The organism is Ferrimonas sp. SCSIO 43195 (assembly GCF_023716685.1).
Taxonomy (GTDB): domain Bacteria; phylum Pseudomonadota; class Gammaproteobacteria; order Enterobacterales; family Shewanellaceae; genus Ferrimonas; species Ferrimonas kyonanensis.
The window spans coordinates 4380209-4393615 of record NZ_CP072679.1; the positions used below are offsets into that span (position 1 = coordinate 4380209).

At 59.1% G+C, this 13407-nt stretch carries 12 protein-coding genes; all 12 read right to left on the reverse strand.

What is annotated here, in order from left to right:
- On the reverse strand, positions 1–1755 hold the full coding sequence (locus J8Z22_RS20245; RefSeq protein ID WP_252007825.1) for a GspE/PulE family protein: 1755 nt from the start codon (positions 1753–1755) through the stop codon (positions 1–3).
- Positions 1752–2915, reverse strand: a complete 1164-nt coding sequence (locus tag J8Z22_RS20250; RefSeq protein WP_252007827.1) for a hypothetical protein — start codon at positions 2913–2915, stop codon at positions 1752–1754. Before J8Z22_RS20250 ends, J8Z22_RS20245 begins: the two co-directional genes overlap by 4 nt.
- The gene (locus J8Z22_RS20255; RefSeq protein ID WP_028111444.1) at positions 2912–3829 is read right to left on the reverse strand and encodes an ExeA family protein; all 918 of its coding nucleotides are present in this window, start codon (positions 3827–3829) and stop codon (positions 2912–2914) included. The genes J8Z22_RS20250 and J8Z22_RS20255 overlap by 4 nt, the downstream gene beginning before the upstream one ends.
- A 2-nt stretch (positions 3830–3831) precedes the next feature.
- On the reverse strand, positions 3832–5502 hold the full coding sequence (gene mshL, locus J8Z22_RS20260) for a pilus (MSHA type) biogenesis protein MshL (RefSeq protein WP_252010503.1): 1671 nt from the start codon (positions 5500–5502) through the stop codon (positions 3832–3834).
- Positions 5503–5519: 17 nt separating this feature from the next.
- Complete coding sequence (locus tag J8Z22_RS20265; protein ID WP_156896893.1) at positions 5520–5834, reverse strand: MSHA biogenesis protein MshK; 315 nt, start codon at positions 5832–5834, stop codon at positions 5520–5522.
- Entirely contained in the window at positions 5785–6456 is a 672-nt protein-coding gene (gspM, locus tag J8Z22_RS20270) for a type II secretion system protein GspM (RefSeq protein ID WP_252007829.1), read from the reverse strand. The genes J8Z22_RS20265 and gspM overlap by 50 nt, the downstream gene beginning before the upstream one ends.
- Complete coding sequence (locus J8Z22_RS20275; RefSeq protein WP_252007831.1) at positions 6453–7052, reverse strand: PilN domain-containing protein; 600 nt, start codon at positions 7050–7052, stop codon at positions 6453–6455. Before J8Z22_RS20275 ends, gspM begins: the two co-directional genes overlap by 4 nt.
- Positions 7042–7902 carry a hypothetical protein gene (locus tag J8Z22_RS20280; RefSeq protein WP_252007833.1) on the reverse strand — a complete coding sequence of 287 codons (861 nt, stop codon included), beginning with the start codon at positions 7900–7902 and terminating at the stop codon, positions 7042–7044. The genes J8Z22_RS20275 and J8Z22_RS20280 overlap by 11 nt, the downstream gene beginning before the upstream one ends.
- 125 nt (positions 7903–8027) lie before the next feature.
- Complete coding sequence (locus tag J8Z22_RS20285; RefSeq protein WP_169629185.1) at positions 8028–9950, reverse strand: EAL domain-containing protein; 1923 nt, start codon at positions 9948–9950, stop codon at positions 8028–8030.
- 413 nt (positions 9951–10363) lie between these two features.
- Positions 10364–11002 carry a single-stranded DNA-binding protein gene (ssb, locus tag J8Z22_RS20290; protein ID WP_252007836.1) on the reverse strand — a complete coding sequence of 213 codons (639 nt, stop codon included), beginning with the start codon at positions 11000–11002 and terminating at the stop codon, positions 10364–10366.
- 64 nt (positions 11003–11066) lie between these two features.
- Positions 11067–11993 carry a FimV family protein gene (locus J8Z22_RS20295; RefSeq protein ID WP_252007840.1) on the reverse strand — a complete coding sequence of 309 codons (927 nt, stop codon included), beginning with the start codon at positions 11991–11993 and terminating at the stop codon, positions 11067–11069.
- A gap of 23 nt (positions 11994–12016) precedes the next feature.
- Positions 12017–13375 carry an MFS transporter gene (locus J8Z22_RS20300; RefSeq protein ID WP_028111434.1) on the reverse strand — a complete coding sequence of 453 codons (1359 nt, stop codon included), beginning with the start codon at positions 13373–13375 and terminating at the stop codon, positions 12017–12019.
- Positions 13376–13407: the final 32 nt, after the last annotated feature.

A 13407-nucleotide genomic window follows, 5' to 3' on the forward strand; every position in this document is an offset into this window, starting at 1 on the left:
TCAGTCCCTCATCTCCTGAGCCCGTTCGATCAGCGGCGCGGCAATTTCGCTGACATCTTCGGCCAGTCGCATGGCATCGGCGATGCTGGTAATGCCGGAGGCGGCGTAAGACAGGGCACTGTCCACCAGCGGCCGGAACTGACCACTGCTGCGAACCGCCTTGGCGAACGCTTCCGGGCTGCCCATGCGCAGGGCTTCCACCATCGGCTCATCCAACTCCAGCATCTCGAACACACCGATACGCCCCCGATAGCCGGTGTGGTTGCAGTACTGGCACCCTCGTCCCTTGCGGTAGCCTTGCTGGCCGTGGTCGACATTGGGCTGAATGTGGCGCAGCCACGCCAGCTCCGACGTGCTCGGCGCGTGCGTCTCGCCGCAACGCGGACAGATTCGACGCACCAACCGCTGGGCGATGATCGCCCGCAGGGCACTGGCCACCAGGTAGGGGGCCGCCCCCATGTCGATAAGACGCAGGGTCGAGGTGATGGCGTCGTTGGTGTGCAGGGTCGACAGCACCAGGTGACCGGTGATCGCCCCGCGAAGGCCAATCTCGGCGGTCTCCTGGTCACGCATCTCCCCCACCATGATGATGTCGGGATCCTGACGCAGGGTGGTTCGCAGCACTTCCGAGAACCCCAGGCCGATCTTCTGATTTACCTGAACCTGGTTGACCCGCTGCAGCCGGTATTCCACCGGATCTTCGACGGTAATGATCTTGGTGTTGGCTTTATTGAGCTCATTCAGCACCGCATACAGGGTGGTGGTCTTACCGGAACCGGTGGGACCGGTCACCAGGATCATGCCGTGAGGACGGCTGATCTGATGGCGAATGCGGGTAATGATGTCCGCAGGCATCCCGGTCTGCTCCAGCTGCAGCAAACCCGCAGACTGGTCCAGCAGACGCATCACTACAGATTCACCGAACTGCACCGGCATGGTGGAGACCCGCACATCCAGCTGATGCTTGCCCACTTCAAAGTGGAAGCGGCCATCCTGAGGAATCCGCTTCTCGGAGATGTCCATATTGGCCATCAGCTTGATTCGCAGCACCAAGGCACTGGCGATGCCGTATTCGGTCAGCACGGTTTCCTGAAGCTGACCATCGACCCGTTGACGAATCCGCAGCTCTTTATCGCCGGGCTCGATGTGAATGTCCGAGGCACGAATTCGAATGGCATCTTCGAAGATCGAGTTCAGCAGCCGAACCACGGTGGCTTCATTATCCGCGTCCTGGGCGGTAATGCTGGCAAGATCAAACTCCTGCTCCTGCTGGTACTCCTGCTGCAACTCGCCAGCGATAGAGGCGATGCGATCGGTCTGACGAAACAGGTTGTCGATGCCTTCAAACAACTGACTTTCGGTCACCAGCGCCAGTTCCACCCGACGCGGTGCCAACAGGCTGACGATGGAATCGTAGGCACCGAGATCCGCCGGGTCACTCATGGCAACGGTCACCGAGTGATCGTCACCGTCGATGGCCAGGGCCCGAAAACGACGGGCGTGCATCTCCGGCAACAGCTTCACCACCGCCGGATCCAATCGACGCTCACTGATGTCCACAAAGGGCACATTCAGCTGCTTGGACAGAAACGACAACAGCTGCTCTTCGCTGATAAAGTCGAGATCGATCAGCGTCCGACCCAGTTTGCGGCCGCCGCTGCGCTGGGCGTCCAGGGCTTGGTTGAGCTGCGCCTCGGTAATGATCTGCTGGCCCACCAGCAGATCACCCAAACGCTGCTTTAACTGAGGCTTCATCCCGCTTCTCCAAGTTGCTTCAGCCGTTGGTCGATGTATTGCCGGGCCGACGTCGATAAAGTGTTGGTCCGCGCCGCCCGCTGATACGCCGGCAGCGCCTTTGAATACTGGCCCATGCGATCGAGGCTGTAGGCCAGCCCCAACCACCAGCGGCCTTGCTCCGGCTGCGCCTGAGTCAGAGCCTGATAATCACTGACCGCCATGGTCAACATGGACAGCCCCTGAGCCACCGCGGCCCGCCGCGCCAGCAGCTCTGAGGTTAGCGGCTTTTGCGCCAACTGCCCCAGCCACAATTTGGCCTGCTCATCCTGGCCCGCCTGCTGGCTAAGCTCTGCCGCCAACAGCGGATACTCACTGTGCAAAGGGTAGGCCTGGCTGGCTTTGGCCAGCGTCACCAGAGCCGTGCCCAGGTCGGTGGCGGCCTGGCGCTCCGCCAGCAATACCCTGGCCTCATGCAACTGAGGATCCAGGGCCAGAGCCTGTTTCAATAAGTCGGTGCCGCCCTGGCGCTGCTGCGCCTGAGCCAGAAATTGTTGCGCCTGCTGCTCTGAGGTCAACGCCGCCGGGGTCACCACCATCACCGGCTTTGGCTTAGGGGCAACCACCTCTGCCACGGCGACGACCTTGGGCTCCGCCTTGGGCGCAACCGCCGCAGGTGCCGACATCGGTGCCTGTTCGATGCTGGCAGCCTGGCGCTGCTCTGGCTCAATGGCCGCTTCGGTCCGAACCGTCGGCCCAGCTGCGGCAGCTGTCGCAGGCGCGTTGGCCTTCGAGGTGTTCGCAGCGGCGTCGTTGTTGGCCGCAGCCACGGTCTCAATCGCTGGCACCGAGGTCGCTGGCACCTGGGCTGGCTCCAGCTCGGAAACCACACTCACTGCCGGCGTCACTGCCGGGGCCATTGGCAAAGGCTCAGCCGCCTCTTGAGCGGTGGCACTGGCCGGCGCCTGCGCAAGCAGGGTCTCCGCCCGACCGCTGAGGTTGGGCCACAGGCTGTACCAGCTCAGACCAGCCGCCACCACACTGAGCAGCAGCACCAGCCACCACCAGTTGCGCGGTTGCCGCGCCGAGGGTGACGACGGCATCGACACCAGATTGGGGTGGACGATGCGCTGACGCTGATCCTGGTCGAGATCCTTAAGCATCTTGTTGATTACACTCACAGGCTCCCCTCCAGGTAGAAACTCAAACCCAGACCGGCCGCCGCCAGAGTCAGCATCATCAGCGACATCACCATCAACAGGTTCTCCCGCCACCAGGGCAACAGGCGATAGGCAGACTCGGTGTCCGCCACCGCCGCCTGCACCATGGCGTTATCAATTCTGCCCTGCACACCGGCACCGTAGGCCAGCATCAGGGTTTTATGGCACAGCACATTCAATAGCCGGGGAATGCCATTGCTGGCCCGGTGCAACCAGGCCATCTGCTGCCAGCTGAACAGGGACTCCCCCTTATAGCCGGCAATGGCCAGTCGGTGCTCGACGTAGGCGCAGGTCTCCTGCAGCGTCAGCCCTCGAAGCTGGTAGCTGAAGGTGATGCGCTGGCGCAACTGCCGAAACTGGGTGTCCGCCAGGCGGCGATCCAGCTCCGGCTGACCAAATAACACCACCTGCAGCAACTTGGCGTACTCGGTCTCCAGGTTGGTAAACAGGCGCAGCGCTTCCAGGCTTTCATCCGGCAAGGCCTGAGCCTCATCCAGCAGCAGCACCACCCGCTTGCCTTCCCCGGCCAGTTGCAACAACCGATGGCTAATGGCTTCGGTCAGGCGATGCTGATCCTGTTGCTGAGGAATGCCCAACTCAGTGGCCACCGCCTGACGCAGCTCATCGGCACTCAGGCAGGGATTGGGCAGATAGGCGATCTGATATTGATTGCCCAGCTCATTGAGCATCTTGCGGCACAACAGAGTTTTGCCAGTGCCAACCTCGCCGGTAACTTTGATGAAGCCTTCACCGGCCGCCAGTGCCGTATGCAGCACTTGCAACGCTTCCACATGGGGCGCAATCTGCATGAAGAACTGGGTGTTTGGCGTCAGGGAGAAAGGCAACTCCCTGAGGCCAAAGTGATACAGGTACATAGTTACTCGTTCGGGTACCAGGTGTTGATCAGTGACTGGGACTGCTTCAATTGCTGCTCCCAGGTGCCCTTCTCAATCACCGTCGGCTTAATCAGGATGATCAGCTCGGTTTTCTGCTCCCGCTGGGATTTGTTGGTGAACAACTCCCCTACCGCCGGAATGTCTCCCAGGAACGGTACCTTGGACTCCACGTCCTCCATCAAGGTCTTCATCAGGCCACCGATCACCACCACGTCGCCACTCTTGGCGCGCACCAGGGTGTCGGACTCGCGAATGTCGCTTTGCGCCAGCGGCAACTCCAGCACATCATCCAGCACCTTAATGGTTTTCACCTGCTCGGAGATGTCGGTTACCGATGGGTGGACGTGCAGCAGCACCTCGCCATCGGCGGAGATCTGCGGGGTCACGTCCAGGGCGATGCCAGAGAAGAACGGCGTCAGTTCCACTTCCGGGCTGGTCACCGGCGTGGTGGAGGCCACGGTGGTGGAGGACACCTCGGTAACGAAGTACTCGTCGGAGCCAACCTTGATCACCGCCTTCTGGTTGTTGGTGGCGGTGACCCGTGGGCTGGAGAGGGTGTCCACGTCGCCCTGAGTGTCCAGTAGGTTGATCACCGCACTGAAGTCACTGTTGCTGAACTTGAGGCCGGTGACGTTACCCAGCACGTCGGTGACCGCGTTGCCGAAGGTGCCAGCACTGGTGCCACCGGACCAGACGTTGTCGGCGCCGGTGCCGTCATCCAGCAGGCTCCATTGAATGCCCTGCTGGTAGCCGTCGTTCAGGCGCACTTCCAGAATCCGCGCTTCCAGAATCACCTGCCGCTGCATGTGACCCTCGGCGGTGGTCAGGAACTCACGCACCTGGCGAATTTCATCCGGGAAGGCACGAATGGTCACCAAACCAGCCTGAGGCAGCAATACCACGGAACGGCCTTTGCCGGTGCCCACCAGGGTGGTCAGGGTCTCTTTCAGCTCGGTCCAGAAATCGGTCTTGTTGAGGGTTTCAATTCGAGTGCCATTGACATTGGTGCCGCCGGAATTGCTGTCCGAATTGTTGTTATTGGAGTTGTTGGAGCGGTTGTTATTGTTGCTGCCGCTGTTGTTATTGTTGTTGTCGTTATTATTGTTGGAATTGTCGTCAGTGAGACCACCGGAGTTGACGCTGGTCACCGACAAGCCGTTACGCTGCATGTACAGGTAATTCACCGAGAAGGTTTCGGTACGCATGCCAGTTGGGTACACCTGCAGCACACGGCCGGTACGACGCACGTCGTAGCCATAGATGTCTTCGATGGTCTTGAGTACCTCATCCACTGACACCTGCTTCAGATTCAGCGAGATGCTGCCCTGTACGCCAGGGTGCAGGGCGACGCTGTAAGGGCTGCCCTCCACCAGGCTGGAGAAGAACACCCGGGCATCCACGTCCTTGGCGGCCACATCGATAAGCGGTACTGCCGGCTTGGGGATTACCGGAGTCGAGGCTGTCAGTTCCCGGGCAATCTCGTTCGGCAGCGCCATCGGCGGTTGCACCGCAGATGCCGTTGCGGCTTGCTCCTCAATGGCCTGATTCAAGGCCTGCTTGCTGCCCGCAGGATCCTGTCGATCTTCCGGCAGTGATTGACACCCCGCCAGCAACACCAACGCCAGTAGGGGAAGTGCTTTGATAACCGTCATCGATTCCCTGATTTTCTTCATAATTGAACACCTAACTTGGGAAACAGTACCAGCTTGCGGCCATCGGCCAGCCAGACAGCATCCCGCTCGATTCTTGTAATTCTGGATCCCAGCACCTGGCTGCCACGGCCATAGCTTTTGCCACCAATAATGGCCATCCGCTTAGTGTCGGACACCACGATGGATTGCAGCTGCCCCGAGTTAGACACCGGTGCGGCCGCCTGCGACGGCGCTGCCCAGGCCGGAGGCTGGGTGGGATCTCTTAACGGCTGTGCCTGAACCTCAGTTAACAGAAAACAGCTCAGTATCACTACGAAGACGCGTACCAACACGAATCAACTCCTTCTCTGTTCCTAAGGTATAAATATCCAGGGTCATGATCGCCATCGGATACTCTTCCACCTGGTAATCCACTTTCTGCCAGTAAAACTGCTGCGGCAGGGCTTCCATCTTGGCCAGCACTTTCATCAGGCCAAAATACTCCCCTTTCAGGGTCAGCGTCAGGCCATGCTGATACAGGGAGCTGGCTGGAGACAGCGGCTCCGCCGGATTGGACACCAGCGATACCAGCTCAACCTGGGCCGCACTGGTGAGCATCTGCGCCAGTACCGTCGGCATCTGCTCGGGCAGAATCAAACCAATGACCCGCTCCCCCAGCTTCGACTGCTCCTGGGCAATCTGCTCCGACAGCTCGTCCATCTTCAGTCGATTGGCCTCATCCAGGTCGGACGCCAACTGGTCGTTCAATTCCATAACCTGAGCCTGATAAGCAGGCAGCTGCGCTTCGATGCTGCCGATGCTGCTCTGGTTCTGCTGCAGCTTCAGCCACATCGGTTCCACCAGCAGGGTAAACAGCAACATCGCCAGCACCACCAGGCCGCCGCCAAAGATCAGGCCGCGCTCTCGAACGCTGAGGGCATCAAACTGGCTTCTCAGTTTCTCAATCCGATTCATTCGCCCTCCTCCTCTTCGAGGCCGTGTCCCACCACAAAGGTAACCGGGCCATCGGTGCCGCCATTGAGGGTGAACTGGCTCAGGGAGCGGCCCCGCAATGAGTGTTTCAGGCCCAACTTGGCCAGCCACTGGGGCACGGCGGCCGGCGACTGCGCCAGCCCTTGCAACACAATGCCGTTGTCGGACACTCCGAAGCGCTGCAACCACACCTGCTGATCACTGCTCTGTGCCAACTCTTTCATCAAGTTGGAAAAGCCGGGATTGGCCATGACGCTGCGACGATCCAGCTCCAGCCCCAGGGATTCCATGGCATCCAGCTGACGCTGCAGAATCTCCACTTGCTGCAACAGGTGCTGATCCGGCTGACGAGCGGTCATCTGCTCGGTGAGCTGCTTAATCTGTTGCTGTTGATCGGTTTGCTGCTGTTGCAGGCTGACCAGCTCGGCCTCGCTCTGCTGATGCAGGTAACTCAACCAGCCGTACGCCGCCACCATCAGCACCAGCACCGCCGCCATGGCGGCAACGGTGCGATTGAAATTGAGCCGAATCTGCTTAGGCAGCAGATCGGAACTGAATAAGTTAACTCTATGCTTCATCCATCACCTCGGGGCGTTCTGCCAATGCCGCCTTGGCGATGCACTGCACCACATCGCAATCAACGCTGGCGACCTGCACCACGGGAATCTCAAAGAAGGTCTGTATCCTGGGCTCCAGCCACTGCTGCAGCTCCACCGGTAACAGCAGATTCATACTGGAGGGCGCTGGCAAACGCAGTTGCCGATCCAGGTAATCCAGCGACCGCTGCAACTCCAGGGTCAGAAAATCGAACTGAGCCTGGCGGCCGGCATCGTCCTGCTCTTCAACAAACTGAACCCCACTGATTGGCCGCTTCAGGACAAACTCGCCGGCCACCGACACCACCAGGTGCAACTGGTTGTCCTGCTGCTGACACAGCATCAGATGGGGTCGCTCATCTTTTGGCATCAGGTTCGTCAGGGCGATCTCCTCGATGGTGATCAGTTCGATGCGCACCTTTTGCTTCTGCAGGGCCGTCACCAGAGGGGTCAGCTTACGCTTATCCGCTACCACCACCTGCAGTTTTTTCGGGCCCGCCGGCTGCACCTTAAGCTCGAAAAAATCCAGATGCTGGTGTTCGAGGGGAATGCCGCTGAGGTCTTTCACCGACCAGGTCAATGCCGCCCGCATCTCTGCCGCATCGACGTTGGGGCGGTCGACGGTGATCACCTCATAGAGATCGGAACTGAGCAGTAAGCGAATCACTTTAGGGGCGTTCGGCAAACTGTTAAAGGTCGCTTTCCAGGACTCCGGAGTGTCCACAGACAGCGGTGGCAGACGGAAATTCTCGACAGCGAGGTGGCATAAGTTGCCCACCAAATAACCACCCATCAGCAGCGGTTCTGCTGACCGGCGAGAAAAGATTCCCATAATACTGCCCTTTACATTAAAACTAATTAGTTATTTAAGCGCTGTCAGTTGGTTAAACAGGCGTTTTGCTATATTACCACATTCCCTACTGGTAACCATCCATAGCCGTCAATAGTCTGACAGTGTCAAAAATCCTTGAATTGCGACTTTATCTGCTGCAGCTGTGGCGTCGCCTTGCCGGCAAGGGCGCCCTGATAGGCCACCACGTCCAACAACGCCAGTCGCTGCCGCTCCTCCTCTTGCTCCACCCCTTCGGCCATGACTTTGACTTTTGAGTGGGCCAAACTCTTTACCAGGCTACCAATATATAGCTGATTTTCTGGACGAAGATGGATTTTTTGCGACAGGCTTGTGTGCAATTTAAGGTAGTTCACAGCAAATCGGTCGATGTAGTCCAATTCTTCGACTGACTGTCCAACGCCGTCCACCGCCAGCAGACAGTCGGCCGCCTGCAACTGCCGCAGCGGCTTCTCCAGCTTATCGGCCTGGCTGACCAGCTCGCGCTCATTGATCTCCACGATCAGTTGCTGCCGGCGAGTGCTGTAGCTGGCGAGGATCATCTTCAGCCGTTTAATGAAGCGTTCATGCAGCAAGGATTCTGCCGACACATTCACCGACACCGCCGCCGGCCAGTCGTGATCGCGCAGCTGACGCAGGGCGATCTCCACCAGCCTCAGCTCAATTTGCGGAATCAACCCACAGCGCCAGGCCATGGGCCGATACAGGGTGGCCCGCATCAACTCGCCTTGGTTGTTGCGCATGCGACTGAACACCTCGAGGTGGTTCAGGCCCCCTTTGTGATCCTTCACCGGTGCCATGTAGATCACCAGGCCGTCCCGGGACAGGGCGTTTTCGATCATCGAGCGCCAGCGCACCGACCCCTGGGCCAACTCCCGATCGACCGCCCCCTTGTCGTACATAAACCAACCGCTATCGCCCTGAAGCTGGGCCGCTCTCAGGGCCATCTCCGCTTCGCCCATGACCTGATCCGGGGTGTCACCGCGGTTGTAGTAAGCCACACCGATGTGCATCAGCTCTTCGGCATCCACCGACTTGGGCAGCGCCAACATGTCGCCCACCTTCACTAATTTGGCCAACAGCCCTTCGCACTCTTTCAACGGCAACTGCGGAATCAACAGACCCAGCTCAAACGAGCTGCGGCTGGCAAATACCGCATCGAAATGATCGGCAATCAGCGGCCGGGTCAGATCGATGAACTGGCTCATGACCGCCTTACGCTCCGATGCCGACACCCCTTCCAGGGCCGTAAACTGCACCAGGCTGACCATACCCTGCTGTTTAATCTCGCCTTGCTCGGCAAACGCCTGCAGTCGATGCTCAAAGAAGGAGCGGTTACCGATCCCCAGGTTGGCATCGAGGAAGGTATTGGCGCGAATGTAATGATCCAGGTTTTTCTTGGCCTGACGCTCATGATTCCAGCTGCGGTGCAGTCGGCTGATGGCCCGGGCCGCACTGATGGGGCGTTCGCCGGAAGCGGCGTGGGCGGCCGCCGACATGTCACCGGCCAGTATTTTTCGACAACGCCTGGCCAGCATCTCGACTCCGTTCATCTCTCGAGACAACCAGAAGTAACCGATAACCACCATCGCCACCGAAGCCAGCAGGCCGGCAAAAATCACCGCCCACTCTCTGCCGGAGAAACCAGTGAGGATCTGGGGCGCCGGCATCACTACCTGCATATGCACTTCATTGGAAAGACGAATGTCGAAATGATTCTGGCGTCGGTGCAGTGGATAAGGCGCCTGCCAGCGATACAGGTCATGGCCATCCCGCTCCAAACCGAAACGGGAGAATTCGTAGCTAAGCAGAAGATCCGGCAGCCAGCGGTCCAGGGCAGACAGGTCCGCATTGCGGAAAAATTGTCGCTCCAGCGTGGCGGCCAGGTGCTCCACATTCTGTTGTTGGTTGCGGCTGGAATGGGAGTACGCCGCAGTCCAGGCGCTGACCAACAGCGCAAACACCACGATACTCAAAGAGGCGACCCAAAACGCAATTAAGCGCTGAGTCTGTTCCTGGGTTTTCTTCATCGACGCCCCTGTCTGCCCGATCTTGTCCATGCCGGGCTTGTCTTAATCATCCATCCCCAAAGGCGGCACGCCTGCAGGAAAATTCAGTGCATTATTGTTCTGTCAGTGAGCACTAAAACGAAGGCACTCCCCTTCGCTGCCAATGAACTTACCAATGAAACCCATAGCGTGACACACCATAGTCTTCACGGTACTCCAATATGCACACCGAGTAAATTGCTCAGGCAATATCGAAAAGCCTTTTCCGGCGGGCATTTGCTAACGGTTTACGCCATTATCGACGGCCACTTTCCTCACCAGCAGGGATGCAACATTCACTTCAGCCATTAAGAGTGCCACCACCCCGAGCCGGCAACAAAAAGGCCCTGACGAGTCAGGGCCTTTTTTAATCTTTACCGAACAAGCTCGGAATCCTAGAACGGGATATCGTCGTCCCAGCCATCGTCCAGATCCGGAGTGTAGTTCTGCTGGGCAGTCTGCTGCGGTGCGGCCGGCTTTTGCTGAGCAGGCTGCTGAGGCGCGGCAGGCTTCTGCTGTTGCTGTGCAGGAGCAGCTTGCTGACGCGGTGCATAGTTCTGCTGAGGCGCAGACTGCTGACCGCCACCGTAGTTGCCCTGGCCGCCTTGCTGGCCACCCTGGAAACCACCACCTTGCTGGCCACCCTGGAAGCCACCACCTTGCTGGCCACCCTGGAAACCGCCGCCTTGCTGGCCGCCACGGGAATCGAGCATCTGCATCTCATCCGCCACCACTTCGGTGGTGTAACGATCCTGGCCGTTGTTGTCCTGCCACTTGCGGGTTTGCAGTTTGCCTTCCAGGTACACTTTGGAGCCTTTACGCAGGTATTCACCGGCGATTTCAGCCAAACGACGGAACATCACCACACGGTGCCACTCAGTACGCTCCTGCTGCTGACCCTGCTGGTCTTTCCAGGTTTCACTGGTTGCTACGGTGATGTTTGCCACGGCGTTACCGTTCGGCATATAACGAACCTCAGGATCTTGTCCCAGGTTACCAACGAGAATCACTTTATTGACGCCACGGCTGGCCATCGTTGTCTCCAATTCTGAATTTTCTCTAATCGAGCAAGGGTACCACAGCACCGTGACAGGATCATCACCTGCCGCTGGCTTTGCTCAAGCTTTCAAAGCGCTTTTTGGCACTGGCCTCTGAGTTCCAATGGCCGATTATCTTGGCCTCTGGCCAACTAAGCTGCTCACAAGTCAGGGAATTTGGATTACCGCCTCGAAAACAGCCGGGGTTGGCCTGCACCAGGGCCATCAAGGCTCCGTACTGACCCAGCCCCATCTTGCCGGCAGAGACCTTGGCCACCGACCACAGCGAGCGCTTGTCCATCACGATGGGGGGTTGCGGTTTGGCTTGCGGGGCGCGATAAAACGCCTGCTTGGCCCGGGCTTCGTTTTGCCACTGGTTCAGCACCAAGGCCGGTGGGCAGGCCAGCGCCTCGCAGTGCAGTTTCTGCGGATCGCCGTTGCTAAAGCAGTCGGGATTGGCCTGCACCAGCGCCATCATGGCGCCGTAATGCCCCAAGCCCAGTTGCGGGGCCAGATCCCGGCTCATGGACCAGAAGCTGCGACCATTCAGCGGGCAAGCCCTGGGGGGAACTGAGCGGGAATGAGAATCGACGGCAGGTGCCACCCGTTGTACTGTCGCCACCACTTCCGGTGAACGGGCCTTATCGCCATCCAGCTTGACGGTAAAGTGAATCAGCTTGTCGGCCGAGTCATGAAACAGGCTGGACACCACCACCTCGGCGCGGTTGCCGTTTACCGGCTCGCGCCCCTTGAGGTGCAGCTTATAGTTGTTGACCGATGAACGATGCAACAGGGTGCGACGGCCATCCTGAACCAGGAAGAAGCGCAGCTGCTCCACCACAAAGGCGTCGCCAACCACATTGATGGTCAGCTCGAGGGGCTCGCCCGGCCGGGACAGTACCTGGTTGATACTCAGGTGCTCCACCTCTCTGGCGTGCACCGATGCGGTTAACAGCAACAACAACCAAAACACCACTCCCTTGGCCATCGTTTTCCCCTCAGCCTTCGCTATCAGTTCGCCAGTAACTGTCTGGCTTGTTCAATATCAAACGGTTCCTCTACCTTCAGGTAGGCCGCCTGCTGTTCCAGAATCAAGGTCACTTCCGCCACGCCGGGTTGAGCCAGCAACTGGCTGGCCAGGGCCTTAGCATGGGCGTCGTTGTTGATGTGCGCGTCCATGGTAATGCTCTTGACCGAGCGAGGGTTTTTCAGGCCCAGCATCGGAATAAACCACAACAGAGTCAGGCCGGCACACACCAGGAACACCCCTTCAGCACCGAACATGGTGTACATGCCGCCACCGATGGAGCCACCGAAAAACGCCCCCATAAACTGGCTGGTGGAGTAGATGCCCATGGCCGAGCCTTTATCTCCAGCCGGACTCAGGCGGGAGATCAGCGTCGGCAGTGATGCTTCCAGGTAGTTGAAACCGGTAAAGAACACCAGCGTCGCCGCCCCCAACACCCACAGGCTGTGGTGAGCGAAAGCCATCATCAGCATCGACCCCATCAGCAGCAGCATCGCCATCAGGAACGGGCGACGGCTGTCCTGCTTACGGACCGAAAAGATGATCATCGGCGCCATCAGCACGAAGCTCAGCAGCAATGCCGGTAAGTACAGCTTCCAGTGCGAAGTAGCCACCAGGCCACTGTCGACCACGGCAATCGGCAGCGCCACAAACAGCGCACACATAATGAAGTGCAAGGCAAAGATGCTGATGTCCAGGCGCAGCAGCTGCGGGTTCTTTAGCATCTTCAGGAACCGGGCCGGAACGGCCACCACATCGCCGGTGGGCGCCTGCCGCACCGCGTTGGGCACCAGACCGTGCACCACCAGCAGCGCCGCCGAAGCCAGCACCGCAGTCAAATAGAACAGGCCGCTCAACCCCATGGAGGAGGCCAGCGTCGGGCCGGCCACCAGGCTAATGGCAAACGACAGGCCGATGAAGGAGCCGATCACCGCCATTACCTTGGGACGCTGCTCTTCCCGGGTCAGATCCGACGCCAGGGCCAGCACCGCCGAGGCCACCGCCCCCATGCCTTGCAAGGCACGGCCCACCGTCACCATCTGAATGCTGTCGGCGGTGGCCGCCACCAGGCTACCAATGATAAACAGGATCAGGCCGACGGTAATCACCGGTTTACGACCGTATTTGTCCGACAGCATGCCCGCCGGAATCTGCAGCAACGCCTGCGTCAGGCCGTAGCCACCAATGGCCAAACCCACCCACATGGGGGAGAAGCCGTCCAGGTGCTGGCCATAAATCGCCAACACCGGCATGATCAAAAATAACCCAAACATCCGCAGGCCATAAACACTGGCTAGGGTAAACGCCGCTCGGCGTTCGGTAGGGTTCAACCCATTACTCACTGCATGCATCCTCTAACTGGAGCGTTTCGGGG